28 protein-coding genes are annotated in these 24,537 nt (G+C 72.5%); 14 read left to right on the forward strand and 14 right to left on the reverse strand.

Going from position 1 to position 24,537, the window contains the following annotated elements:
• Positions 1-284: 284 nt before the first annotated feature.
• The 3 genes from NH2_RS01755 to NH2_RS01765 are packed head-to-tail and all read left to right on the forward strand — an operon-like array spanning position 285 to position 1,260.
• A complete protein-coding gene (locus tag NH2_RS01755; protein WP_067647028.1) occupies positions 285-479 on the forward strand; it encodes a hypothetical protein in 195 nt (64 codons plus the stop codon).
• A 34-nt stretch (positions 480-513) separates the two neighbouring features.
• On the forward strand, positions 514-942 hold the full coding sequence (locus NH2_RS01760; RefSeq protein WP_067647030.1) for a DUF6325 family protein: 429 nt from the start codon (positions 514-516) through the stop codon (positions 940-942).
• Between the two features lie 24 nt (positions 943-966).
• On the forward strand, positions 967-1,260 hold the full coding sequence (locus NH2_RS01765) for an SHOCT domain-containing protein (protein WP_067647032.1): 294 nt from the start codon (positions 967-969) through the stop codon (positions 1,258-1,260).
• A gap of 80 nt (positions 1,261-1,340) precedes the next feature.
• Here NH2_RS01765 and NH2_RS28525 read toward each other — a convergent pair whose 3' ends face one another.
• A complete protein-coding gene (locus NH2_RS28525) occupies positions 1,341-1,514 on the reverse strand; it encodes a hypothetical protein (protein ID WP_157103560.1) in 174 nt (57 codons plus the stop codon).
• A 47-nt stretch (positions 1,515-1,561) separates the two neighbouring features.
• On the opposite strand from NH2_RS28525, the gene NH2_RS01770 reads away from it, so the two are divergent.
• The 7 genes from NH2_RS01770 to NH2_RS01800 all read left to right on the forward strand — a co-directional run bounded on the left by NH2_RS01770 (position 1,562) and on the right by NH2_RS01800 (position 7,117).
• Entirely contained in the window at positions 1,562-2,401 is an 840-nt protein-coding gene (locus NH2_RS01770; RefSeq protein ID WP_067647036.1) for a SigB/SigF/SigG family RNA polymerase sigma factor, read from the forward strand.
• A gap of 128 nt (positions 2,402-2,529) precedes the next feature.
• Entirely contained in the window at positions 2,530-2,919 is a 390-nt protein-coding gene (locus NH2_RS01775; protein ID WP_067647038.1) for an ATP-binding protein, read from the forward strand.
• A gap of 270 nt (positions 2,920-3,189) precedes the next feature.
• The gene (locus tag NH2_RS01780; protein ID WP_067647041.1) at positions 3,190-3,507 is read left to right on the forward strand and encodes a hypothetical protein; all 318 of its coding nucleotides are present in this window, start codon (positions 3,190-3,192) and stop codon (positions 3,505-3,507) included.
• 175 nt (positions 3,508-3,682) lie between these two features.
• Positions 3,683-4,666 carry an adenylate/guanylate cyclase domain-containing protein gene (locus NH2_RS01785; RefSeq protein WP_067647044.1) on the forward strand — a complete coding sequence of 328 codons (984 nt, stop codon included), beginning with the start codon at positions 3,683-3,685 and terminating at the stop codon, positions 4,664-4,666.
• Positions 4,666-5,430 carry an RluA family pseudouridine synthase gene (locus tag NH2_RS01790; RefSeq protein ID WP_067647045.1) on the forward strand — a complete coding sequence of 255 codons (765 nt, stop codon included), beginning with the start codon at positions 4,666-4,668 and terminating at the stop codon, positions 5,428-5,430. The genes NH2_RS01785 and NH2_RS01790 overlap by 1 nt, the downstream gene beginning before the upstream one ends.
• A gap of 84 nt (positions 5,431-5,514) precedes the next feature.
• Positions 5,515-6,300, forward strand: coding sequence for a metallophosphoesterase (locus NH2_RS01795; protein WP_067647049.1), 786 nt, complete (start codon positions 5,515-5,517; stop codon positions 6,298-6,300).
• Positions 6,301-6,385: 85 nt separating this feature from the next.
• Positions 6,386-7,117, forward strand: a complete 732-nt coding sequence (locus tag NH2_RS01800; RefSeq protein WP_245650376.1) for a phosphodiesterase — start codon at positions 6,386-6,388, stop codon at positions 7,115-7,117.
• An 18-nt stretch (positions 7,118-7,135) separates the two neighbouring features.
• Here the strand turns inward: NH2_RS01800 and NH2_RS01805 are convergent, their stop codons facing one another.
• Positions 7,136-8,134, reverse strand: coding sequence for an AraC family transcriptional regulator (locus tag NH2_RS01805; protein WP_245650377.1), 999 nt, complete (start codon positions 8,132-8,134; stop codon positions 7,136-7,138).
• Between the two features lie 126 nt (positions 8,135-8,260).
• On the reverse strand, positions 8,261-9,184 hold the full coding sequence (locus NH2_RS01810) for a cation diffusion facilitator family transporter (protein WP_067647053.1): 924 nt from the start codon (positions 9,182-9,184) through the stop codon (positions 8,261-8,263).
• Between the two features lie 71 nt (positions 9,185-9,255).
• On the opposite strand from NH2_RS01810, the gene NH2_RS01815 reads away from it, so the two are divergent.
• The gene (locus NH2_RS01815; protein ID WP_067647656.1) at positions 9,256-11,331 is read left to right on the forward strand and encodes an ABC transporter ATP-binding protein; all 2,076 of its coding nucleotides are present in this window, start codon (positions 9,256-9,258) and stop codon (positions 11,329-11,331) included.
• A complete protein-coding gene (locus NH2_RS01820; RefSeq protein WP_067647055.1) occupies positions 11,328-12,065 on the forward strand; it encodes an energy-coupling factor transporter transmembrane component T family protein in 738 nt (245 codons plus the stop codon). The genes NH2_RS01815 and NH2_RS01820 overlap by 4 nt, the downstream gene beginning before the upstream one ends.
• 117 nt (positions 12,066-12,182) lie before the next feature.
• Here NH2_RS01820 and NH2_RS01825 read toward each other — a convergent pair whose 3' ends face one another.
• On the reverse strand, positions 12,183-12,923 hold the full coding sequence (locus NH2_RS01825) for an ESX secretion-associated protein EspG (protein ID WP_067647058.1): 741 nt from the start codon (positions 12,921-12,923) through the stop codon (positions 12,183-12,185).
• Entirely contained in the window at positions 12,923-14,305 is a 1,383-nt protein-coding gene (locus tag NH2_RS01830; RefSeq protein WP_084505133.1) for a PPE domain-containing protein, read from the reverse strand. The genes NH2_RS01825 and NH2_RS01830 overlap by 1 nt, the downstream gene beginning before the upstream one ends.
• 364 nt (positions 14,306-14,669) lie before the next feature.
• On the opposite strand from NH2_RS01830, the gene NH2_RS01835 reads away from it, so the two are divergent.
• Complete coding sequence (locus NH2_RS01835) at positions 14,670-15,299, forward strand: DUF8020 domain-containing protein (RefSeq protein WP_067647064.1); 630 nt, start codon at positions 14,670-14,672, stop codon at positions 15,297-15,299.
• 59 nt (positions 15,300-15,358) lie between these two features.
• Here NH2_RS01835 and NH2_RS01840 read toward each other — a convergent pair whose 3' ends face one another.
• Genes NH2_RS01840 through NH2_RS01860 form a run of 5 tightly spaced genes read right to left on the reverse strand, consistent with a single transcriptional unit; the run spans position 15,359 to position 19,902 of the window.
• Positions 15,359-15,538, reverse strand: coding sequence for an antitoxin (locus NH2_RS01840; RefSeq protein WP_067647069.1), 180 nt, complete (start codon positions 15,536-15,538; stop codon positions 15,359-15,361).
• A gap of 58 nt (positions 15,539-15,596) precedes the next feature.
• The gene (locus NH2_RS01845; protein ID WP_067647073.1) at positions 15,597-17,801 is read right to left on the reverse strand and encodes an ATP-dependent DNA ligase; all 2,205 of its coding nucleotides are present in this window, start codon (positions 17,799-17,801) and stop codon (positions 15,597-15,599) included.
• A gap of 15 nt (positions 17,802-17,816) precedes the next feature.
• Positions 17,817-18,029 carry an antitoxin gene (locus tag NH2_RS01850; protein WP_067647075.1) on the reverse strand — a complete coding sequence of 71 codons (213 nt, stop codon included), beginning with the start codon at positions 18,027-18,029 and terminating at the stop codon, positions 17,817-17,819.
• Positions 18,026-19,174, reverse strand: a complete 1,149-nt coding sequence (locus tag NH2_RS01855) for an MBL fold metallo-hydrolase (protein WP_067647077.1) — start codon at positions 19,172-19,174, stop codon at positions 18,026-18,028. The genes NH2_RS01850 and NH2_RS01855 overlap by 4 nt, the downstream gene beginning before the upstream one ends.
• Positions 19,174-19,902: an enoyl-CoA hydratase gene (locus NH2_RS01860; protein WP_067647079.1), complete on the reverse strand. Its 729-nt coding sequence runs from the start codon at positions 19,900-19,902 to the stop codon at positions 19,174-19,176. Before NH2_RS01860 ends, NH2_RS01855 begins: the two co-directional genes overlap by 1 nt.
• Before the next feature lie 117 nt (positions 19,903-20,019).
• Between NH2_RS01860 and NH2_RS01865 the strand changes: the two genes are divergently transcribed.
• Complete coding sequence (locus NH2_RS01865) at positions 20,020-21,105, forward strand: NAD(P)-binding domain-containing protein (protein WP_067647082.1); 1,086 nt, start codon at positions 20,020-20,022, stop codon at positions 21,103-21,105.
• Here NH2_RS01865 and NH2_RS01870 read toward each other — a convergent pair.
• From NH2_RS01870 to NH2_RS01885, 4 genes are read right to left on the reverse strand one after another with little or no spacing between them, the layout of a single operon-like run.
• Positions 21,102-21,956, reverse strand: coding sequence for an aldo/keto reductase (locus NH2_RS01870; RefSeq protein ID WP_067647085.1), 855 nt, complete (start codon positions 21,954-21,956; stop codon positions 21,102-21,104). The two genes, NH2_RS01865 and NH2_RS01870, sit on opposite strands and share 4 nt — an antisense overlap.
• 31 nt (positions 21,957-21,987) lie before the next feature.
• On the reverse strand, positions 21,988-23,562 hold the full coding sequence (locus NH2_RS01875; protein ID WP_067647088.1) for a carboxyl transferase domain-containing protein: 1,575 nt from the start codon (positions 23,560-23,562) through the stop codon (positions 21,988-21,990).
• A 10-nt stretch (positions 23,563-23,572) separates the two neighbouring features.
• The gene (locus tag NH2_RS01880; RefSeq protein ID WP_174552782.1) at positions 23,573-24,175 is read right to left on the reverse strand and encodes a GTP-binding protein; all 603 of its coding nucleotides are present in this window, start codon (positions 24,173-24,175) and stop codon (positions 23,573-23,575) included.
• Positions 24,156-24,530 (reverse strand): DUF742 domain-containing protein, encoded by a 375-nt coding sequence (locus NH2_RS01885; RefSeq protein ID WP_067647090.1) that lies wholly within the window; start codon positions 24,528-24,530, stop codon positions 24,156-24,158. Before NH2_RS01885 ends, NH2_RS01880 begins: the two co-directional genes overlap by 20 nt.
• Positions 24,531-24,537: the final 7 nt, after the last annotated feature.

A 24,537-nucleotide genomic window follows, 5' to 3' on the forward strand; every position in this document is an offset into this window, starting at 1 on the left:
TACGCTTTACCGAATGAGGGTTATAGCTAATTAAGAGGGATGCGACTGGCAAGCGCGTTTCCAAAATAGTTGTAAAATTGCGAAATCATCGCTGTGTAGGGAGTCGACGGCCGAGTCGCCGAGGGGTGCCGGGCGGCCAATCGTGCTAAGCCACAACGTCTGCCAGACGAATGGAAGCCAAACCCGGCACCCGATGGGCGCCGGAACCCTACGACTGGCCCCTGCCGAACTGACCGCCCGACCCACCCCGATCACGCGGAGACCGTTCCCGCTACACCACGCATTTGGACTTGACCAATTCCGGCCCCGGGTGGTCCGTCCCGGGCGAGGCGGGCGGCGTCGTACTCGGCGCGTTCCCGATCCAGTCGGTGACCAGGTACGCGCGGCCAGCCGCAGAAGCCGTCGCCGCCGAGGATCAGGGTCCGCACCACTCGACCATGGGTGCGCGGCGGACGGGCTGGCTCACCCGATTCGGGTGATGTGCGGACAGCGAGCACGTCCGAGGATGGGACCATGTCCGCAACCATTGGTCTCGGCCCGGTCGAGTTCGTCGCGTTCACCTTCCCGGCCGCGCGTGCCGACGCCGCGCTGTCGGAGCTGCTGGCCCGTGTCGCCGCGGGCGGATTGGTCACGGTGCTGGATCTCATCGTGGTGGCGATGGACGAGCACGGCGTGATCACCGAGCGCGAGATCGAGGACGATCTCGCGCAGGTGGGCGTGACCGGGCTGACCGCCGCCGACATCGACCTGGTCAGCGACGCCGACCTCGAGGTGGTGCGGGCCGGGCTGCGGCCCGGTTGTACCGCGGTGGTGGTGGTCTACGAACAGACCTGGGCGCGCGAGCTGGCCGACCGGGTCCGCGCCGCCGACGGCGAGGTGACGTTGCACGTGCAGGTCCCCCGCGATGCCGTCGAGGTCGCGCTGGCCGCGGCCGCCGACTGATCCGCCTCTACGAAAGGACTCGAGATGCCCCTGCGCGCAGCACGTTTCGGTAGGCCGGGGCTGCTCGGCACCGTCGCGCGGACCGCGATCGTCGCGGGTACCGCGACCGCCACCTCGAACGCGGTCAACGCCCGCGCCACGCGCCGCTCGGCCGAGCAGCGCGCCTATGCCGAGCAGCAGAGCTACGCCCCGCCCGCGCCTGCCCCGGCGCCCGGCGGTGACCTCGTCGCGCGCCTCGCCGAGCTGGACCGGCTGCACGGCTCGGGCGCGCTCAGCGACGCCGAGTTCGCCGCGGCCAAGGCGAAGCTGCTGGGCTGAGCCCCGGCCCGCGGCGGTGCCGCGCACGTGCGGGCCGGGCACCGCCGCGGCGTTCAAAGGGTGGCGGTGGGGAACCGGGGTCAGCGGTGGCGAGCAGCCCGGTGAAGTCGGCGAGTAGCCTCGACGCCGTCGAGGCAGACCCCGGCCAGCGCGCCGAGCAACTGCGTCTTGGTGAGGGTCAGGGTCAGATCGGCCCGTACCAGCGCACTCCACCGGGTTTGGCTGTCCTGAGCGCGGGTAAGCAGCGAGAACATCGCTCGCGAGCCTTCGTGTTCGCGTGCTCGGCCGGAAGGCGTCCACTGTGACGAGCCAGAAGACCACGACCACGTACGCCGAGTTCGCCCGCCGCAGCGGCGCCGGGAAGGCCGATTACGAAAACCTCGAACCCCGCTTCACCGAACTGGCCGCGCTGCCCGGCACCGGCGCCGACCGCGACCGGCTGCGCGCCGACATCATCACTGCCGCCCTGCCGCTGGCCGAGCACATCGCGATGCGCTTCGCCGGGCGCGGGGAGAACATCGATGACCTGATCCAGGTCGCGATGGTGGGGCTGGTGCAGGCGGTGGACCGCTTCGACGTCGGCAAGGGTGTCCCGTTCCTGGCCTTCGCGATTCCCACCGTGATGGGCGAGGTGCGCAGGCACTTCCGCGACAAGACCTGGGCGGTGCGGGTCCCGCGCGCCACCAAGGAGCTCCAGCAGCACCTCGCGCCCGCGATCGAGGCGCTCGCCCACCGCTTCGACCGCATGCCGACCGCCCGCGAGATCGCCACCGAACTCGGCGTCGACCTCGTCCAGGTCACCCAGGCGCTCATCGCGCGCAACGCCTACCAGAGCGAATCGGTCGATGCCGGACGGCGCAACGACGACGGCGACGCCGTCGGCTCGGTGCTGGACAACCTCGCCGCCCCCGACCCCGGCTTCACCCTGGTCGAGGACGCCATCACCATCGGCCCGCTGCTCGCCGCGCTCCCCGAACGCGACCGGCAGGTGCTCATCTGGCGCTACCGCGACGGGCTCACCCAGAACCAGATCGCGGCCGCGATCGGCGTCTCCCAGATGCAGGTCTCCCGGATCCTGACCGGCGTCCTCACCCGGCTCCGCAAGCAGGCGCTCGACGAACCGGCCGCCGCGACCGCCTGACCCCACACCGCGGCAGGACATCCCCATGTGCCGCGAGCGCCACCCCGAACGGCCGGTGCGCGGACCCGCCACCGGATAGCTCCGCTCCAGAGAAGAGGGGTGATGTCCTGACCGCGACAGACGGTGACGTGCCGGCACTGACGATCCGATTCCCCGCGGCCCCGCGCGAGCTGGCCGCGGTGCGCAAGCAGCTCGGCCAGTGGCTCACCGCGCTCCTCCCCGATCCCGGCCACGTCTACGACCTGCTGCTCGCCGCGGGCGAGGCATGCACCAACGCCATCGAGCACGGGCACGACAGCGACCGGAGTCCCATCCGGCTCGAGGCCACCGCCGACGCCACCACCATCCGGATCACCATTCACGACAACGGAACCTGGATCCCGCCCGCACCGGGAACAGGCGACCCGCTGCGCGGGCGCGGCCTGGAGCTGATCGCCGCGCTCGTCGACGAGGCCAGGGTCAGCGTCGACGGCAGCGGCACCACCGTCGAACTCGTCACGCTGCTGCCCGCCGCGTGACCGCCATCGATTGTTTGCGGAGCCAGGGCGAGGGCACAGCGAAGGTGCGGCACCCGGCTTCCGCCGGAAGACATCGGTAGTCCGGGCAGCTGCGAGGGTGCCGCCGGGTGGTGCGTCGAGCCAGCGGACACGGTCCGGCGGTACCGCTCGGTGAGCGGACACCCGAGCTCATACTCAGCATCGAACAATGCGCAGCCTCGATAACCTTCCTGAGTAACATCTGAGAACTGCCAGCGATCTTCCAGACAACATCGACTCAGGAGGTTCGAGATGCGTTCTGTGAAGCGGCTCGCCGCGAGTGCCGCCGTCGCCACCGCAACCGCAGCGGCGGTGCTCGCCGGGAGCGGCACCGCGCAGGCGGATGTGCCCGTCTGGCAGGCGAACTGCCGCGTCTACAACATCTTCAACACCGGCGGAATGGCGAACTGCGAACTGCCGACGTGGCATCAGGTGAAGCTCACCTGCGTGGCCTGGCCGGTGCCGTTCACGTACTGGAAGTACGGGCCCGTCCAGTACGGGCAGAACCAGTCGTGGGCGGCGTGCGACTCGTTCAACGCGCTGACGCGGGTCGAGGTCGTTCAGGCCTAGGCCGGGATGCGGGGCTCGCCGCCGCGAGCGAGGGCGGCGGGCTCCGGCACGATTCCGGCGTGGCGATGCATCTGGTCGAGGGGTCGGTTCGGTTGGAACCCGGGCACCGGTGGGCGGGACAGTGACCTCTCACGAGCCCTCCCGGACCGACCACCCGGCACCGTAGGGTTACCCCATGGTCTCCACCGAGAATTCCGAGCAGGCCCGGGCGATCATCGAGACGTACCTGCTCGACGGCGAGCGGCGGTACGACCGCACGAAGGTCGCGGAGCTGGCCGGGGTCGAGCCGGAGACGACGCGGCGGCTGTGGGGCGCGCTCGGCTTCCCGGCGGGGCCGGACGACGCGGTGGAGTACACCGATGCCGACGTCGCGGCGGTGCGCGGGTTCCGCGGGCTCGCGGTCTTCGAGGACACCGATCCGCGGGCGGCCGCGGCGGCGGCGCGCACGCTCGGGCAGAGCATGGCGCGGCTGGCGGAGTGGCAGGCCGAGCTGGTGGCGTCGGAGATCCTGGAGCGCGCCGACGGGTCGGCCGAGAGTGTGCGCGCGGCAACCGAATCGGCGGTTGCGCAGTTCGAGGAGCTGCAGAAGTACGCGTGGCGGCGGCATCTGGCCGCGGCGATCACCCGGTCGCTGGACGGGAACGGCGGGAGCGAGGACAGCACCAGGACGCTGGCGGTCGGGTTCGCCGACATGGTGGGGTACACCCGGCTGACCAGGCATCTGCACCCGGACGAGCTGGGCATGCTGCTGGAGGCGTTCGAGTCGACGACCACGGCGGCGATCACGCAGAACGGCGGGTGGGTGATCAAGAACGTGGGCGACGAGGTGATGTTCGCGGCGGAGACGCCGCTGCAGGCGGCGAAGATCGCGCTCGCGGTCCAGGAGTCGACCATGATGGTCGGCGGCACGCCGGAGCTGCGGGTCGCCGTCGCCTACGGGCCCGCACTGCAACGGTTCGGCGACCTCTACGGGTCCGTGGTGAACATCGCCGCCCGGCTCACCGGCGTGGCCCGGCCGGGCACGGTCCTGATCGACGACGCGACGGCGAGCGCACTGGCCGACGAGCCGCAGTACTCCATCCGGCACCTGCGCAGCGTCCGGGTGCGCGGCTTCAACCGGCTGCGGCCACACGTGCTGCGCCTCCGCGAACGGCGCTGATGGCCGCCGACTGGGCAACCCTGCGGCGCACGTGCCTGCTCTTCGAGGACGACGCGGTGCTCGCGCTGAACAAGCCCGCCGGGATCTCGGTGACCGGGGAGCGGCACGACACCGACCTGGTCGAGCTCGCCGCGGCTGCCGGCGAGACGCTCTACCCGGTGCACCGGATCGACAAGGTGACCTCCGGGCTGGTGCTGCTGGCTCGCGAACTCGCCGCGCACGCCCCGCTCACCAGGCAGTTCGCCGCACGCACGGCGGCGAAGTCGTACCTCGCGGTGGTGACCGGCGCCGAGCTGCCGGACGACGGGGTGATCGAGCTGCCGCTCGCGGTCGGGCGGAAGAACCGGGTGCGGATCGCGGCGCCGCGCGAGGCTATCCGGCGTACCGGGGATCGCTGGTCGGTGGCGGACAGCGAGATCTTGCCCGGCAAGAACTACCCGTCGACCACGCATTTCCACACTGTGCACCGCGACGGTGAGCGGGCCCTGCTCGTAGTGCGCCCGATCACCGGGCGGCGGCACCAGATCCGCGTGCACCTGGCCTGGATCGGAAACGCCCTGGTGGGCGACCCGCTCTTCGACCGGAGCGGGACGGAGCCGCGCACGGCCCTGCACTCGTGGAAACTGCGGCTCGAGCACGAACCGGAGCCGCTCGACCTCACCGCCGATCCGGGGCCGGACTTCTGGGCCGCCCTGCCCGGGGTGACAGGCAACCCCGACCACCTCCTCGCCGAGCGTGTCCCACCTCACCGTGGTCCCGAATAACCCCCTTGCCTTAGCCTGGAAGAGCCCGGTGTCCGGGCGGCTCCCGACGCAACGATGCGGTCTTCCGCGGAAGGCGATACGCCGATGATCCTGGTGGCCCAGGTCAGCGACACCCACTTCGATCTCGGCGCCCGCAATGCCGAGCGGGCGGCGCGGGTCCTCGCCCACCTCTCCGAGCTCCGGCTCCCGCCCGCGGCGATCGTGCACACCGGCGACATCACCGACGCGGGCAAGCCGGAGCAGTACGCGCAGGCCGCGCGGGCGCTGCGCACGGAACTGCCGCTCTTCGTCGCGGCGGGCAACCACGACGACCGCGCCGCGCTCCGCGCCGACCTGCTCGGCACCCACCCCTCCGACGCCCCGCTGAACCAGGCGCACCGGGTCGGCGAGCTGACCGTCGTGCTGCTCGACTCCAGCGTGCCCGGGGAGCCGGCCGGCCGGTTGAGCGTCGCCACCTACGACTGGCTGCGCGCCACCCTCGCCGACGGCGACGGCCCGGTGTTGCTGGCGCTGCACCACCCGCCGGTCCGGGTGCACAGCCCCATCGTCGACTCCATCGCGCTCGCCGACCCGGCGCCGCTGGCCGCCATCGTGGCGGGCAGCGGCCGGATCGCCGGGGTGCTCACCGGGCACGCGCACTCCCCGATCAGCACGCTCTTCGCGGGCAAGCCGCTGGTGGTCGGCCCGAGCACGGCATCGGTGCTGCGCGGTGCGTGGGAGCTGGATGCGCCGGACCACGTCATGGACTACGCACCCGACCCCGGGTACGCGCTGCACCTGATCGACCGCGCGGAGGACGGGGGATATCGCCTGGTCACGCACTTCCGGACGGTCCCGGCGGGCGGCCGGATCAGCGTCCAGCCGGACTGAGCCGCGCCGTTTACCGCTCCTGGCGCGGGGCAACCGGGGGAGGAATCAGCGACGACGCTGCCCGCACCGATGGAAAGGGCCGAGCATGCCGAGCCTTACGCTGCCCACTCTCACCTCCCCCGCCGCCCCGGTCGCCAAGGTGGCCGAGTTCCCAGCGGCCGCGCTGCGCGGCGCCTTCGCCGTCGGCGCCCGGCTGCGGCACGCCAGGGTCTTCCACCCGGACGGCCTGGAGCTGGCGGGCAGGCTGCACGCCGAGCCCGAGTTCGAGGCGCTCTTCGGCGCCGGCGAGCGCGCGGTGATCGCGCGGCTCTCCAAGGGCGCGGGCACCCCGAGCGGCTGGCCGGACGTGCTCGGCCTCGCCTTCCGGGTGCTCGACCACGACGACAAGCCGTGGGATTTCGCGCTCGCGACCACCGGCGAGAGCCTGGTCGGGCGGCTGCTGGTGACGCTGACCAGGGGCTGGGCCAGCGCGCGGTACGGCAGCCTGGTCCCGTACCGCTTCGGCGACTCCACACCCATGTGGATCTTCGCCGAGCCGGAACCGGGCCAGCCGGAGTCGGCCGCCATCGCCGACCTCGCCGAGCATCTGCGCGAGCACCAGGTGACCTTCCGGCTCTACGCCTCCGGGTTCGGCGTGTCCAAGCAACACATCGCCACCATCGCGCTGCGCCTCGCCGAGCCTGCCGAGCAGCGCACCGATTACTTCGACCCCATGCTGAACGCCCCGCAGAACGTGGTCATGGTGCCGAGGGCGGTGGGCCGCATCCGCGAGATCGCCTACACCGGCAGCCGCCGCGGCCGCGGCGAAGGAGCCTAGATCGCACGGGGGCGAGTCTTACGAGCCCCGTTCGGAGCCGGGCCGAACTCTTCTGTAGACGGCCGGGGTGGTGCCGGTCCAGCGCTTGAAAGCGTGGATGAAGGTGGACGATTCGGCGTAGCCGAGCCGGATCGCGACGTCGCTCACGGACAGCGGGGTCGCGGTGAGCATCTCCTCCGCGAGCGCCAGGCGCACCTCGTCGAGGAGGGCGCGGTAGCTGGTGCCCGCGGCGTCGAGCTTGCGCCGCAGGGTGCGGGTGCTCATGGCGAGATCCCGTGCCACGGCGTCGATTCCGGGCGGCGCGGTGAAGCCGACCGCGTCGCCGGGCACCAGCCTGGCCCTGACCTCGGCGGCGATCCCGGAGCGGGCGCGGCGGCGGTGCACCAGGTCGCGGCACTGGGCCAGGCACATGGCCCAGGTGGTCGGGTCGGCCAGCGGGAGCGGCTGGTCGAGCACGCGCGGGTCGATGGCGAACAGGTTCTCCGGGCGGCCGAAGGCGGGGGCGATGCCGGTGACCGCGCGCAGCGGCGCGGGGTCGAGCGGAGCGGGGTGGTGGAATTCGGCCCTGGTGAGCGGGAGCGGGTGGCCGATGAGGTCGCTCAGCATGCGGTGCATGGCGGTGACGTCGCGCTCGACCAGGAAGCGCCGCACGTCGGCGGGGACCGCCTCGTCGTGGATCACCGCGACGAATTCGCCACCGCTCCAGTGCGCCACCGGAATACAGAAGGTGAAGGACAGCTCCAGGTAGCGCAGCGCGAACTCGATCGCCTCGCCGAGCGTCGGGCTGCTCACGCAGGCGAAGCCGAAGATGCCGAAGGTGGTGATGCGGTAGCGCGACCCCACCCGCACCCCGAGCTCGGGGTGATCGTCGAAGGCGCGCACCAGGTTGCGCACGACGGCGAGCTCGGTGCGGGCGTCGATCTGCGCGTCCGGGTCACGGACGAGGGCGGGGGTGAGTGGCGTGCCCGCGAGCGCGACGGTCGCGGGCACGCCGTGGTCCGCGGCGTAGCCTGCCATCAGCGCCACGCTCGCGACTCCGCGCGGAAAATTCCAATCGCGGACTCCCGCATCGAGTACCCGCCCCACGCCGGACATTATGTCCGGGCGGGGCGGCCGGGGTGCGCCGGATGGCCGGATCGATGCTCACCAGGACAGCTCGGAGCACCTTTTGGCGCTGTCGGTGCTCTCCACCTGGAGCGTCGCGTGCTCGATCGCGAAGCGCTCGCCGAGCACGTGCTGCGCGGCCCGCAGCACGTCGTCGCCGGAGTAGCCCGCGGCGGTCGTGATGTGCGCGGAGGCGACCTCCATGCCCGAGGTGAGCGTCCAGACGTGCAGGTCGTGCACATCGGCGACGCCCTCCAGGCCACCGAGCGCCGCGGCGACCTCGGCGACGTCCAGCTCCTCCGGGCTGTGCTGGAAGAGAATCCGCAGCGACCGCTTGGCCAGCAGGTAGGTGCGGGGAAGCACCCAGAGCCCGATGGCGACGCCGACGATCATGTCCGCGTACCGCCAGCCGGTGGTGAGCGTGACGATCGCCGAGATCAGCACGCCGATCGAGCCGAGCAGGTCGGCGAGCACCTCCAGGTAGGCGCCGCGCACCGCGAGGCTCTCCGCCGCGCCCGAGCGCAGCAGCAGGAAGGCGGCGATATTGGCGACCAGGCCGATCAGCCCGACGATCAGCACCGGCACCGCGGGCACCTCCGGCGGCTCGCCGAGCCGCGAGATCGCCTCGTAGAGCACGTAACCCGCGACCCCGAAGAGCAGCAGCGCGTTGGTCAGCGAGGCGAAGACCTCGGCCCGGTAGTAGCCGAAGGTGCGGCTGAAGGTGGGCCTGCTGCGCTTGGCGAAGAGAATCGCGGTGAGCGCCATGGCGATACCGAGCACGTCGGTGAAGACGTGCGCGGCATCGGAGAGCAGCGCCAGCGAGCCGGTGGCGATGGCGACGGCGCCCTCGGCCAGCATGACCGCGAGCCCGATACCGAGTGCGAGCGCGAGCCGCACGACGTACTTCGCGGAGGCGCTCTCCGCGTGTGCGAGCCCAGGTCCGTGTGCGTGATCGTGTCCCACCGGTCCAAAATATGCGTACATGCGCATGGATGCAAGCCCTACGTGGCTGGCAGACTTGTCCCGTGACCGAACTGTCCCCGAGCGCAGACGCCGCGGCGCACGGCCCGCTGCGCCCCATCGAGCTGGCGACGGGGGCGGTACTCGGCGGCATGACGGTCGGGCTGATCACGGTGGGCGCGGTGGTGCCGTTCGCGGCCGCGCTGCAGATGGTGGCCGCGGTGCCGCTCGGCATGATCGCGCACCGCTACCGGCTGCGCGCGCTCGCCACCGCCTCGGTGGCCGCCGCGCTGGTGACCTTCGTCGCCGCCGGAGTCACCCCCGCCGTCGGGCTGGCGGCGACCGCCACGCTCGGCGGCATCATCGGCATCGTCAAGCGCCGCGGCGGCGGGTTGTTCACGGTGCTCGGCCTCGCCACGCTGACCGGGGTGGTCTGGGCGGCGTTCTCGATCGGCATGCTGTTTCTCTTCGCGCCGCTGCGCGAACTCTTCTTCGACACCATCCGCAACACCAGCCGCGGGCTGGCGAATCTCACCGCGCGGCAGTCCTGGTCCGAGGCGGTCGGCCGGTGGATCGCCGATGGCGCCGACCTGGTGCTGCGCTGGTGGTGGGTGTTCATCGGGTGCAGCGTGCTGGCGGGCATGCTGGCCGCCGCCGTGCTCTCCTGGTACGTGCTCGGCGCGGTGCTCGACCGGCTGGCCTGGCTGCCGAGCCGGGACCGGCTGGACGCCCCGCCGGACGACCGCCCGATCGCGCCGCTGCCGGTGCGGCTGCACGGCGTCGCCTACCGCTACCCCGGCGCCACCGCCGACGCGCTGCACGGCATCGACCTCACCGTGGCGGAGGGCGAGTTCGTCGCCGTCGTCGGGCACAACGGCTCCGGGAAGTCCACGCTGACCAGGCTGCTCGCGGGTAGGCCGCCGACCGCGGGCGCGGTCTCCCGCCCCGGCTCGGCCGGGCTGGGGCACCTGGGCGGGACGGCGCTGGTGCTGCAGCGGCCGGAGAGCCAGACGCTCGGCGTGCTGGTCGCCGACGACGTGGTGTGGGGACTCTCCGCCGAGCGCGCGGCCGAGGTCGATGTGGACGCGCTGCTCACCGAGGTCGGGCTGGCGGGGTTCGGCGAGCGGGAGACCGCCGCGCTCTCCGGCGGCCAGCAGCAGCGCCTCGCGGTGGCCGCGGCGCTGGCCAGGCGCCCCGCGCTGCTCATCGCCGACGAGGCCACCTCGATGATCGACCCGCAGGGCAGGCGCGAGCTGGTCGCGCTGCTCGGCGGGCTGCCCAGGCGGCACCCCATGGCCGTGGTGCTGGTGACGCACCACGAGGCCGACGCCGCGGCCGCCGACCGGGTGGTGCACCTGGCCGACGGCCGCACCGTCGAGCACCTGCCCAGCTGGCGCCGCCCCGCCGACGACCGGCGCAGCGCGCCCATGGGCCCGCCGGTGCTCGAGCTGCGCGGCGTGCGGCATTCCTACAACCGCGGCACCCCGTGGGAGGCGCCCGCGCTGCACGGCGTCGACCTCACCGTTCGCCGCGGCGAGGCGCTGCTCATCGTGGGCGGGAACGGCTCGGGCAAGTCGACGCTGGCCTGGATCATGGCCGGGCTGGTCGAGCCGAGCTCCGGCCGCTGCGATCTCGCGGGCAAGCCGGTGAGCGGGCAGATCGGGCGGGTCGCGCTGGCCTTCCAGCACTCCCGGTTGCAGCTGCAGCGGCAGCGGGTGGGCGAGGAGATCGCGGACTGGGGTGGCCGCGCCACCGGCTCCGGTGCGGTCGGGCGGGCGCTGGACGCGGTCGGGCTGGATCGGGCGATGGCCGCGCGCTCGATCGAGGAGCTGAGCGGCGGGCAGGCCAAGCGGGTGGTGCTCGCGGCCATCGTCGCGAGCGGGCCGCAGGTGGTGGTGCTCGACGAGCCGCTCGCCGGGCTCGACCCGCAGGGGCGCGCCGATATCGTCGAGCTGCTGGCCCGGCTGCGGGATGCCGGGCACACGCTCATCGTCATCTCGCACGATGTGGACGACATGGCGGCGGTCTGCGACCGCACCGTGCACCTCGAGCAGGGGCGCATCCCGGAGACCGCGCACGACCCGGTGCCCGCGCCGGCGCCACGGCTGCGGCCCGGCACCGCGCTCGGCCTGGACGGAGGGCAGCGATGAGCCTGGTGCTCTTCCGCCGGGTGCCCGGCGACAGCCCGGTGCACCGGCTCTGGGCCGGGACCAAGATGATCGCGGCGTTCCTGATCAGCCTGGTACTCATGGTGCTGCCGGCCTGGCCGGTGCTCGGCGCGCTCGTGGTGTTCCTCGTGGTGATCGGGGCGGTCGCGCGGCTGCCGCTGCGCACGCTGCCGCGGCTGCCGTGGTGGTTCTGGGGTCTGGTGCTGGCGGGTGCGCTGCTCAATCTGCCCATCGGGGCCGGCGCGGTGCTGCGCTACCTGCAGATCTTCGCCTTCGGCGCGATCCTGGTCGCGGCGTCGTTCCTGATCGCCTGGACCACGCCCATGGGCGAGATCGCGCCCGCGCTGGCCAAGCTCGGGAAGCCGCTGCGCCGGCTGCGGATGCCGGTGGACGAGTGGGCCGTCGTCGTCGCGCTCACGCTGCGCAGCCTGCCGCTGCTGCTGGAGGAGATCCGGGTGCTGCGCGCGGCGCGGCGGCTGCGGCCGCGCACCGGGGTGGTGCCGCGGGCCGATGACAACCCGCTGGTGGACATCCTCACCGCCGCCATGGCGGTGGCGACCCGGCGGGCCGCCGAGCTGGGTGAGGCGATCACCGCGCGCGGGGGCACGGGCATGCTGACCGCGCATCCCAGCGCGCCGGGGCGGGCGGATGCCGTCGCCATCGCGATCGTCGTCGCGGTCTGCGCGGGTTCGGTGGCGCTGACGCTGGCGCTATGAACAGCGCGCCGCCGGACGGCCGAGCCGTCTCCCCGCCCGTCCACGCCGCTCCCGCGGCCGACGCCGGCGCGGCGGCCTCCGCCGATCAGCGGCGCAACGACTCACCGGCGCAACGACTCACCGGCGCAATGGCTCGCGGGCCTGCTCCAGCGCGACCTCGACGCGCGAGCCGAGCTCGGCGGCGAGCCGCTCCGGCGTTCCCGGCACCGCCTCGACCACGTGCGTGCGGGTGACGAGGTAGCGCCCGTCCTCGCTGTCGACGACCTGGAGCACCTCACCACCCTCCTGCCACCCGTCCAGCGCCGGCCCGATATCGACCCGGATCTCGGTGTAGCAGCGGTGCGGCCCCTCCAGCAGCCGCACCGCCCGGTCCCGGAGGCTCAGGCTGTGCGAGCGCCCGCGCAGGCCGTTCGCGTCGGGGCGCAGCTCCTCCGGGTGCGCCCGGAATCCGGGGCCGGTGCCGGGCGGGCACTCCGGCAGTACCGCGAGCACCCGCCGCACCACGTGCGCGTGCGACCGCAGCGAGAGCACGACGGAGCCGTCCTCCTGCTGGGTGGCGAGCGCGCCGAGATCGTTGTCGATCCCCGCGCTCAGGCGCAGCCGCCGCTCGCCGGGCAGGTGCCCGAGCAGCTCCACCCGCACCAGCGGCTCCACCAGCGCGTGCAGCGCTCGGAACATGGTGTCGTCCACGCGCAGCCGCTCGTAGAGCGCCCCCGCGGCGGCGGCCCGCTGCTGCTCGAACTCGAATTCGGTGGCGGCGGTCGTGGTCAGGGTGAGCGGGAAGGGCAGCCGGTCCCGGTCCATGGCCCGCCACGCCACGTGGAACTCCAGCGCGCTGAGCCGCCAGGCGTTCGGCATCAGTCGTCCCCGATCACCGGCGGCACCGTCCTGTGGTCCTGCGGCAGCAACTCCTCCTGCACCCGGCGCAGGTAGTCGGGGATTTCGTGCTCCCGGTCGTCGTCACCCTTACCGCGCGCGCCGGACATCGGCATCCCCATCATCCCGCTCCGGCTCGCCGCCGGGTTCGCCGTGCGCGCCGCCGCGGCGGCCGCCGCCTGATCCGGCAGCACGGTGCCCGGGATGCTGCGCCCGGGGGCTGGCGGCACCGCGGGCGTGCCCGGCGAGCCCGGGCTCCCCGGGCCGGCCGGGGTTCCGGTGCGGGCCGGGTCGGCCGAGGTCGGCGTGGCGCTCGACGGCACCGTGCTCGACGGCACCGTCGAGGTCGGCGCGGCCTGCTGATCGGTCGAGGTGCCGGTCGGCGTGGTATCGGTCGCGGTGGTGTCGTCCTCGGTGTCCGTGCCGGTGCCGGTGTCGTCGGCGGCCGACGGGTCCTGGCCCGGATCGGTACCGTCCTCGTTCTTCTGGTCCGGGTCGCCGGTGGCCGACGGGCTGCCCGCGGTGCCGGTCGGCGTACCGGGGCCGCTCGGGCTGTCGACGGACGCGCCCGGCCCCGACGGGGCCTGCGCACCGGGCACCGCCGGCCCCGGAATCCGCGGCACATTCGTGTCCGACTGCGTCGCCACCGGCTTGTAGACGGTGTCCATCACCTCGCGCGCCCGATTCTGCGCATTCTCCGACCGCCCCTCGTACGCCATGGACATGGCGGCGCTCGCACTCGACCCCACCACCGGAATGGCGCCGACGACGGCCGAGGTGATCGACCCCGGCTGCTCCGGCGGATGCGGCATCTGCGCCACCACCTGGTTGAACCCGGAGTACGCCTCCTCCACCTTGTTCGCCACCAGCAGCGCCGCCTGCTCGAGTCCGTCCATATGGGTCACGTACTCCGTGACCTTCGCTTTGGCGCTCTCCGCGGCCAGCCCGGTCCACCCGGCGTTGACCTGCGCGAGAATAGCGGCCCGAAATGCCTTGGCCGCGTTTGCGGTATCCTCGGCCAGCTGCCGCCACGAGCTCACGCTCTCGTACATCTCCCCCGGCTCGATCGACTGCACGAACCGCATGATCTCCTCGTGCGACATCCCGAGAAAGTTCTCCATCACCCCCGGTCCGAGCACCTGCGGCGCGAACTCACCGGTGAACCCCGAACTCAGCCCCGCGTTCTCCGAGTAGATCCGCTCCCGCGACCGATTCCCCTCGTCCTGCGCGTCCCGCTGCGCGTCCGAGGTGTCCACGGTGGTGTCGAAGACCTGCCCGACCCGCCTGCCCAGCGCCTCGCCGACCCGGTCGTTCCCCGGCAGGTACTCCCCCACCCGCCCCATGAAGTCCGTGATCCGTACCATGATTCCCCCTCCGATCACCCGCCCCGCTCTCCCTAGAAGATATCGCGCGCGGCAGCACCGCGGCGCGGCGGGCGCGGGCCGGAGCCGGAACCGATGGGTTCCGACACGCCGACCGCGCGGAGCCGCAACCTGGTGTGCCGTGCGGCGTGCGACGATAGACCCCGGCTATGGCGGCAACCCTGCCGTTGGGGGCGAAAACATACCCGGGGAATCGGGGTGTCGAGAGCCGTAACGCGGGGTACGGTTGTCTCGGGAGTAGCTGTTCACAGGCTTGATTCGTGGCTGCATTCCGCATTCCGGGGGGATAGGAATCCGTCGTGCGGCAGTGCGCGCCACCCATACGTGCTGGAGATGGGACCCTGGAATGATTCTGCGCACAATCGCCGCGGTCATCGCACCGCTGCTCACCGTCGTCACGGTCGGGGCAGGCGTCGTACACGCCGACACGCCGACGCCCGACGTCGGGTACGAGGTGAAGATGGTGGACGGGAAGGTCGTCACCGCGCTGACGAACGGCACCTTCGCGGTGACCGGTGAGAACGTCGAGGTCAAGGACGCGAACGGCGCCGTGCTGGTATCGCTGCCGCTGGCGATCCGGCAGGGCGCCACCGAGTATCCGCTGCCGCACGCGCTGCGCGAGGACAACCGGGTGCTCGAGCTGACCCCGGTGAAGAACGAGGCGGCGGCGCGGCCGGCGCGGGCGATGCCGGTGGCCTCGCCGGTGGAGAACCTGCGCGCGCAGGACGCCTTCCTCACGCAGTTCGGCCTCGCCACCGCCATCGGCGGCTTCATCGGCACCGCCATCGGCGCGCTGATCGGGCTGACCGGCATCATCGGCGGCCCGACGGTGATCGCCAGCGTGACGGCGGGCGCCGCGATCGGCGGCATCATCGGCACCCTCATCGCGGGTGGCCCGGCGTTGGTCATGGCGGGCATCGAGCTCATCAACACGCTCAACGCCCCGCCCGGCACCACCCAGTGGGCCACCAAGTAACACCCGGAACACGACGGAGCCCGGCACCTCGACAGGGGTGCCGGGCTCCGTCGTAGCGCTCAGTTCTCCTTGCGCACAGCCTTCTTCGCCGCGTCCTGCGCCGCATCCACCTTCTCGGCGTACTTCCCCCCGGTCTTGTCGTCCACCAGGTCACCGGCCTTGTCGACCACGTCGTCGACCTTGTCGGCGTTCTGCCGGGCGAGATCCAGCGCCCGGTCGGCCAGGTTCTTGAAATCCATCGTCCGCTCCTCGCGTCGAGACAACCGTGCTCGACAGCGTACCGAGAGCAACCCGTTTTCAGTCGGCGCCGAGCCAGGCCGGGTGCCAGAGCCTGCCTGCCTCGGTCCAGTTCATGAAGCGGACGGTGCCGCTGATCTCCGGCTCCACCCACACCGCCTCCCTGCGCTCCTCCGCGGTGAGCGCATTGTCGAACGGCGGCGTGCGGCGCTCCCGCCCCTTCAGCCGTTCGGCCAGGTCAGCCAGGTCGTTCTCGTCGAAGCCGGTGCCGACCCGGCCCGCATAGTAGAGCCCGCCGTCGTGCGGGATGCCGACCAGCAGCGACTTGAAGCTGCGCGCCTCGCTGCGCCGCCAGCCGCCGACCACCACCCGCTGGGTGCGCCAGTTGCGCTGCTTCACCCAGGCGTGGCCGCGTTTGCCGGGCAAATACACGGAATCGCCGCGCTTGGCGAGCACCCCCTCGGACCCCTCCGCCCTGCTGTGTTCGACGGCGGCGGCGCCGGGGCCGTCGAGCAGCGGCGGCACCCGCAGCGCAGGCACCGTCGCGGCGAGCGCCTCCAGCACCCGGCGCCGGTCGGTCCAGCGCTTGCGGAGCAGCGAGGTGCCGTCCAGGAAGAGCAGGTCGAAGGCGACGAAGACGGCGGCAGCCGGATCCGCCTGCATGAGCGCGAGATTGGCGATGCCGCGCTCGTCGAAGACCACCGCCTCGCCGTCCAGCACCACCCGGTGCCCGCCGAGTTCCGCTGCCAGCGCGGCGATTCGGGGGTAGCGGTCGTTCACCGTGCTGCCGCGCCTGCTGCGCAGCGTGATCCGCTCGCCGTCGAACTCCAGGATGATCCGGAAGCCGTCCCACTTGGTCTCGAAATACCAGTCCCCGCCGTCGATCTCGCCGACCTCGCCGGGGGTGGCGAGCATCGGCGCGAGCCCGCGCGGCAGCTCGGCGACGGCGGGCTGCTCGCGCATGAGGTGCATGAGCCACTGGTTGCCCCTGGTACGGATGAGTGCGTAGCGGCCGGTCAGCCGCTCGCCGCGGAAGCGCACGATGACCTCGTCGTCGCGCCACTTCTCGGTGTCGTAGGTGCCGGAATCCCAGATGGTCATCTCGCCGCCGCCGTACTCGCCCTTCGGAATGCTGCCGTGGAAGGTCAGGTACTCCAACGGGTGGTCCTCGGTGTGCACGGCGAGCCGGTTCTGCTCGGTCGAGGTGGGCGGGCCCTTCGGCACCGCCCAGGAGACCAGCACGCCGTCGCGCTCCAGCCGGACGTCCCAGTGCAGCCTGCGCGCGTGGTGCTCCTGCACCACGTAGCGGTTGCCCGGTCCGGGCGCGGGGCGCGCGGCGGGCACCGGCTCGGGGGTGCGGGCCGGGTCGCGCATCGAGCGGTACCTGGCCAGCGCGTCGGGGCCGAGCTCGTCCAGGCCGTCGAGCAGGTCGCCGTCGGCGCGGTAGCGGGCGAGCACCTCGTCGAAGCGCAGGTGCCGCAGCGCCGCGCCGTCCTCGATCTCGGCCCACGAGCGCGGCGCCGCGGCGTTCGGCTCGGCGCGGCCGCGCAGCGAGTAGGGGGCGATGGTGGTCTTGGCGGCGTTGTTCTGGCTCCAGTCCAGGAAGACCTTGCCGGGCCGGGCGGCCTTGGCCATGGTGGCGGTCACCAGCTCGGGGTGCAGCCGCTCCAGATTGGTGGCGACCTGCTTGGCGACGGTGGAGGCGCCCGCCGAGCCGACCGGGCGGTCCAGCGGCACGTAGAGGTGAATCCCCTTGCTGCCGCTGGTCACCGGGTAGCTGCGCAGCCCGATGTCCTCGACCAGCTCGCGCACCAGGCAGGCCACCCGCGCGCACTCGGCGAGCCCGGCGCCCGGCCCCGGGTCGAGGTCGAAGACCAGCCGGGTGGCGGGCCCCCGCGCGTCGCCCTCGAAGCGCCACTGCGGGACGTGCACCTCCAGCGATGCCTGCTGGCCGAGCCAGGCCAGCCCCGCCTCGGAGTCGACCAGCGGGTAGGTGACCGAGCGGTCGGAGTGCTTCAGGGTGCGGCGATCGAGCCACGCGGGGGCGTGCGCGGCCAGGTTCTTCTCGAAGAAGGCCGCGCTGCCGACGCCGTTCGGCCAGCGCTTCCTGGTCACCGGGCGACCGGCGATGTGCGGGAGCATCGCCGGCGCCACGGCCGCGTAGTAGGCGATGACCTCGCCCTTGGTGGTGCCGGTCGCCGGATAGAGCACCTTCTCCAGGTTGCTCAGCTCGACCGGAACGCCACCGAAGTCACGGCGGGTCATCGCGGTGCGCGGGCGTCAGGGCCGCGGGCCGCCGGGCGGCTGCTGCGGCGGAACCACCTTCTTGGCGGCTTCCTTGCCCTTGATGATCTGGTTGCGGTACTTGCCCTTGGTCTTGTTGTCGACGAAGTCACCCGCCTTATCGACGGCCTGGTTGATCTTGTCGGAGTTCTTCGCCGCCGCGTCCTTACCCTTGCTGACGAGGCCCTTGAGATTGTCCGCGAAACTCATCGCTGCTCCTCCGGTCTGGTGCCTGATTTATCCACATTCTCCCACCATGGATCCGTGGCCGCCGGGGTTGCGAGATCCAGCCGCTGCCCCGGCCGCGGGATCGCGATCGGGGTACCCGCCTGCTCGGCCGCGGCTATCAGCCGGCGAACCGGTTCGGACCAGGGGTGGAACGCAAGATTGAAGGTGGCCCAGTGGATCGGGACCAGGACCCCGTGCCCGGCGTCGCCGCGGTTGAGGTCGGCGTGCGCGTGCACCGCCTCCTCGGGGTTCATGTGGATGTCGCGCCAGCGCACGTCGTAGGCGCCGACCGGGAGCAGGGTGAGGTCGAACGGGCCGGTGGCCGCGCCCGCCTGCGCGAAGGCAGCGGTGTAGCCGGTGTCGCCGCCGAAGTAGGCCCGGCGGGTAGGCCCGGCGATCGACCAGGATGCCCACAGCGTGGTGTTGCGCACCAGCCCGCGCCCGGAGAAGTGCCTGGCCTCGGTGCAGGTCAGGGTGAGGCCGCCGGAGAGCGTGACCGAGCCGCCCCAGTCCAGCTCCACGATGCGGTGCTCCGGCACACCCCAGCGCCGCAGGTGCGCGCCGATGCCGAGCGGCACCACGAACGGCGCGACCTGGGTGCGCACCAGCCCGAGCACGGTCGGCTTGTCCAGGTGGTCGTAGTGGTCGTGCGAGATGATCACCGCGTCCAGCGCGGGCAGCGCCTCCAGCGCGCCCGGCACCGGGTGCAGCCGGGCCGGGCCGACCAGCTCCGACGGCGAGACCCGGTGGCTCCAGACCGGATCGGCGAGCACCCGGTAGCCGTCCACCTCGACCAGCGCGGTGGCGTGGCCGTACCAGGTGACGGCGAGCTCGGCGGCGTCCCGCGGCAGCTCCGGCTCGACCAGCGGCACCCGGCCGCGCGGCCGCCCGGCCGCGCGCCCGCTGAGCGCGGAGACCAGCAGCGAACCGCCGGCCTGCGGGTCGATGGCCGAGCTCGGCTCGGTGTTGTGGAAGCGGCGGTCCCGGTAGCCGATGGCGCCGGTGGCGATGGGCTGGATGGCGGTTGCCCCGGCGCCGAGCGCCGACGGCAGCCCCCATGCGGCCCTGACCACCCAGGTCAGCCCGGCGGCGGCGAGTCCGAATGCGGCGGCGGTACGGAAGTTCATCAGCGTCCCACGAATCTCGGGGCGCGCTTCTGCTCGCGCGCCAATCGGGCCTCGGCGGCGTCCTCGCTGCCCCAGGCGGCGGCGAGCGCGGCGCGCTGCTGCGCGTTCTCCGGCTGCCTGGTGCCGTCGTCGTTGAGCACCAGCTTGAGGTGCCGGAGCGAGAGCGGCGCGAGCTCGGCGATGGATTTCGCCCAGGTGTGCGCGTCGGCTACGGTGCCGAGCTTGTTGGCGAAGCCGAAGGTGTAGGCGTCGGCGGCGGAGATCTGCTCGGCGCCGAGCAGCACGGTGCGGGCCGGGCCGCCGCCGATCAGCGCGGCCAGCCGGTGCGCGGTCCACCGGTCGACGGTGACGCCGAGCCGGGCGGCGGGGATGGCGATGTAGGCATCCGGGTCGACCACCCGCAGGTCGGAGGCGAGCGCGAGCTGCACCGCCGCGCCGTAGGCGGCGCCGTGGATGGCGCTGATCACCGGCACCGGCGCGGCCTCGATGGTGTGCAGCATGGCAAGCAGCTCGTCCAGGAAGTTCTCCGAGTAGATGCCGGAGAGGTCGGCGCCCGCGCTGAAGACCTTGCCGCGGCCGGAGATGACGACGGCGCGCGCGTCCTCGGCGACCGCGGCCAGCACCGCTTCGCGCAGCGCGATCACCATGTCGGTGTTGAGCGCGTTCCGGCGATCCTCGCGCTGTAGTTCGATGCCGACGACGTCACCGTCGCGGTTGACTCCGAGCATGCGTCCTCCCCGGCTGAATACCGACCACCTTCTGCTGTTCCAACTCTGCCACAGCGAGCACCGCCTACCCCGGCACGCGAGCCGGATCACGCCGCGTCGCCGATTAGCATCGCTGCCGTGCCGACCGACTACGACATCCTGGTGCTCGGCGCCGGCCAGGCCGGGCTCTCCGCGGCCTACCACCTGCGCCGCCGCGGCCTGCGGCCGGAGCACGACTTCCTGGTGCTCGACCACGCACCCGGCCCGGGCGGCGCCTGGCAGTTCCGCTGGCCGACGCTCACGCTGAGCACCGTGAACCGGGTGCACGACCTGCCGGGCATGGAGTTCGCCGAGACGCTGCCGCCCGGCTCCGCGAGCGCGCCCGCCGCCACCGCCGTCCCCCGCTACTACGAGCGCTACGAGCGGCGCTTCGACCTGCGGGTGCGCCGCCCGGTCACGGCCACGGTGGTCTGCGACCGCGCCCCCGAGCTGGCCGTGGAGACCGACACCGCGGGCACGCTGCGGGTGCGCGGGCTGCTGAACGCCACCGGCACCTGGGAGCACCCGTTCGTGCCGCACTACCCCGGCGCGGGCACCTTCCGCGGCAGGCAGCTGCACACCCACGACTACCGCACGCCCGGCGAGTTCGCCGGGCAGCACGTGGTGGTGGTCGGCGCAGGCATCTCCGCGGTGCAGCTGCTGGACGAGATCTCGACCGTCACCACGACCACCTGGGTCTCCCGCACCGCGCCGCGCTTCCGGGAGACGCCGTTCACCGAAGAGGACGGCCGCGCCGCCGTCGCCAGGGTCGAGGATCGGGTGCGCCGCGGCCTTCCGCCCGGCTCGGTCGTCTCGGTGACCGGCCTCCCGCTGGACGACCGGCTGCGCGCCGCCCGCGCCCGCGGCGTGCTCGACTGGAACCCGATGTTCAGCGCCATCGAGCCGGACGGCGTGCGCTGGGCCGACGGCCGCGCGCAGCGCGCCGACGTGATCCTCTGGGCCACCGGCTTTCGCAGCGCGCTCGACCACCTCGCCCCGCTGCGGCTGCGCGGGCCGGGCGGCGGCATCACCATGGACGGCCGGCTGGCCACCCGGGTCGCCGCCGACCCGCGCATCCACCTCATCGGCTACGGGCCGTCGGCGAGCACGGTCGGGGCGAACCGGGCAGGCCGGGCGGCGGCGACCGAGCTCACCGAGTACCTGGGTATCGGCCGGAAGGGCTAGTCGAGCCCGGCGGTGAGGTCGTCGGGGTGGGGGCCGATGCGGGCGTCGGCGTCCAGGCCGCTGATCGCCTCGACCTGCTCGGTGGTGAGCTCGAAGCCGAAGACGTCGAAGTTGGACTCGATGCGCTCCGGCGTCACCGACTTGGGGATGACGATATTGCCGAGCTGCAGGTGCCAGCGGATGACGACCTGCCCCGGGGTGCGCTCGACCTGCTTGGCGATCGAGGTGATCACCGGGTCGTCCAGCACCCGCCCCTGGCCGAGCGGGCTCCACGCCTCGGTGGCGATGCCGTGCGACTGGTGGAAGGAGCGCAGCGGCGCCTGGATGAGCCGCGGGTGCAGCTCGACCTGGTTGACCGCCGGAATCTCGCCGGTCTCGGCGATGATCCGCTCCAGGTGCGCGGGGGTGAAGTTGGAGACGCCGATCGAGCGCACCCGGCCGTCGGCCTTGAGCGCCTGGAACGCCTTGAAGGTGTCGACGTAGCGGTCGGCCTTCGGGACCGGCCAGTGCACGAGGTACAGATCCAGGTAATCGAGCCCGAGCCGCTTCATGCTCGCGTCGAAGGCGCGCAGCGTGGAGTCGTACCCCTGCTCGGAGTTCCACAGCTTGGTGGTCACGTAGACCTCGTCGCGGGAGAGCCCGGATTCGCGGATGGCGCGGCCGGTGCCCTCCTCGTTGCGGTAGATGGCGGCGGTGTCGATGCTGCGGTAGCCCACCTCCAGGGCCTTGGCGACCACGGTCGCCGCCTCGTCCGCGGGCACCTGGAACACTCCGAAGCCGAGTTGCGGGATCACGTTCCCGTCGGGCAGGACGATCGTAGGTACAGCGCTCTTATCGCTTCGGAAAGTCACACACCGACCGTAGGAAAGGTTCGGCGAGGCGTCAACGACGCTTTTCGGTGTGTTGGCCCACCTGATCCGGCAAGCCGAGCGTCCGGAAGCGGTGGTACCTTGCCGCCGCGCGGCCGCCGTCCGGCGCGGCGGTGAGCTCGGCGAGCTCGTCGGCGATCGCCGCGACGGTGCGGCGGGCGAAGGCCACCGGCTCGGCGGCGGCGTCCGGCAGCTCGGGCACGATGCGATCGATCACGCCGTCGGCGAGCAGGTCGGGGGCGCCGATGCGCTGCGCGGCGGCGAGTTCGGCGGCGTGCCCGGTGTCGCGGTGCACGATGGCGCTCGCGCCCTCCGGCGGCAGCGGGGCGAGCCAGGCATGCGTGGCGGCGAGCACCCGATCGGCGGGGAGCAGGGCCAGCGCGCCGCCGCCCGCGCCCTGGCCGAGCAGCACCGAGAGGGTCGGGGTCGGCAGGGTGACGAGGTCGGCGATGCAGCGGGCGATCTCCGGGGCGAGGCCGCGCTCCTCGGCCTCCTTCGAGAGCGCCGCGCCCGCGGTGTCGATGACGAGCACCAGCGGGAGCTCGAGCTCGCGGGCCAGGGCCATGCTGCGGCGGGCCTCGCGCAGCGCGGCCGGGCCCATCGCCTCATGCAGCGGGGCGGCGTCGGGCACGGCGGGCCCGACTGCCTCGAAGCCATAGCCGGCGCGGTCGTGGCCGAAGACGACGCACGGCCGCCCGCGGAACCGGGCCAGCGCGTGCACCACCGTGCGGTCGTGCTCGCCCTGCCCGGTGCCGCTCAGCGGCACCCGGTGCGTCACGTGGCGCAGCAGGTCGCGCAGCCCTGGACGCTCCGGCTTGCGCGAGATGAGCACGGACTCCCAGGCCGAGGCGGCACCACCGGCCGCGCCGGGGGGAGGAACGAACCGGTCGGCTCTGCCTGCGGTGGCGTCGGGGACGACCTCCCCGCTGAGCACGCTCAGCGCGCGGTACGCGATCCGCCGGAACACCGTGAGCCCGACGACCCCGTCGATCACCCCGCGCCGGTACAGGTTCTCCGCCGTCTGCACGCCGTCCGGGAACGGCTCGCCGTACAGCGCCTGGTAGACCCGCGGCCCGAGGAAGCCGATGAGCGCGCCCGGCTCGGCGAAGGTCATGTGCCCCAGCGAGCCCCAGGATGCGAAGACCCCGCCCATGGTGGGGTTGCGCAGGTAGACCAGGTACGGGTGGCCCGCCGCCTTGTGCGCGGCCACCGCCCCGGCGATCTTCACCATCTGCACGAAGGCGACGGTGCCCTCCTGCATCCGGGTGCCGCCCGAGGTCGGCGAGGCGACCAGCGGCAGCCCGAGTTCGGTGGCGCGCTCGATCGCCACCGTGATCCGCTCCGCCGCGGCGACCCCGATCGAGCCGGCCAGGAAGCCGAACTCGCACGCGAGCACCGCGACCCGGCGCCCCCGCAGCAGCCCTTCACCGGTGAGCACCGACTCGTCGGTGCCCGCTGCCGCGGCGGCCCTCGCCAGCTCCGCGCGGTACGAGCGCGATGCGCCCACCGGCACCGGTGGCCGGTCCCAGCTCACGAAGGTACCCGGGTCGAGCAGCCGATCGATGAGTTCTCGTGCGGACGTGCCCACGCGGGTGCGCTCAGTAGCCCTGCATCACCTTGCGCAGCGCGTACTCGGTGAGCGAGACCAGCGCCTGCTTGGCCGGCTCCCGGCGCCGCGCGTCGATCGACATGATCGGCACGTCGGCGGGGACCGCGAGCGCCTGCCGGATGTCCTCCAGCGGGTACCGCGGCGCGTCGTCGAACTCGTTGAGCGCCACCAGGAACGGCAGGTTGCGCGCCTCGAAGTAGTCGACGGCGGCGAAGCTGTCCTCCAGCCTGCGGGTGTCGACGAGCACCACGGCGCCGATGGCGCCGCGGATCAGGTCGTCCCACATGAACCAGAAGCGATACTGCCCCGGCGTGCCGAACAGGTAGAGGACCAGGTCATCGGCGAGGCTGATCCGGCCGAAGTCCATGGCCACGGTGGTGGTGGACTTCATCGGGATGCCGGTCAGATTGTCGATTCCGGTGCTGGCATTGGTCACCAGCGCCTCGGTGCGGAGCGGGACGATCTCCGAGACGGCTCCGACCATGGTGGTCTTGCCGACGCCGAAACCTCCCGCTACCACGATCTTCGCCGACGTCGGCTTGCTGGTGCGGGTGTCGACCTGCGCCGTCGAATCAAATACGCCGGAGTCCACTGAGAACCCTTTCGATCAGCTCGCGACGCTCATCGTCGCTGGAATCGTCTTTCAAAGTCGCCGAGACGCGGACATGGCCCGCTTCGATGAGGTCTGCCACGAGGACCCGGGCTACGCCGATCGGTATCCCGAGCCGCGCCGCGACCTCGGCGACGGACGGCGATTCTCTGCACAACTCCACGATGGACGTTTCGATGTTGGACAGTTCGAACTGCCGCTCCAGGGCGACCGGATGGGAAGCGACGAGCGCCTCCAACGCCAACTCGACCGCAGGCCTCGTGCGGCCCGCGGTCAGCGAGTACGGGCGAACGAGACTGGGCTCGGCGCCTCCCATGCGGTGATCGTCTATGTCCATCCCACCA

Origin of the sequence: Nocardia harenae NBRC 108248 (assembly GCF_001612885.1) — a bacterium.
Classification (GTDB): Bacteria; Actinomycetota; Actinomycetes; order Mycobacteriales; family Mycobacteriaceae; genus Nocardia; species Nocardia harenae.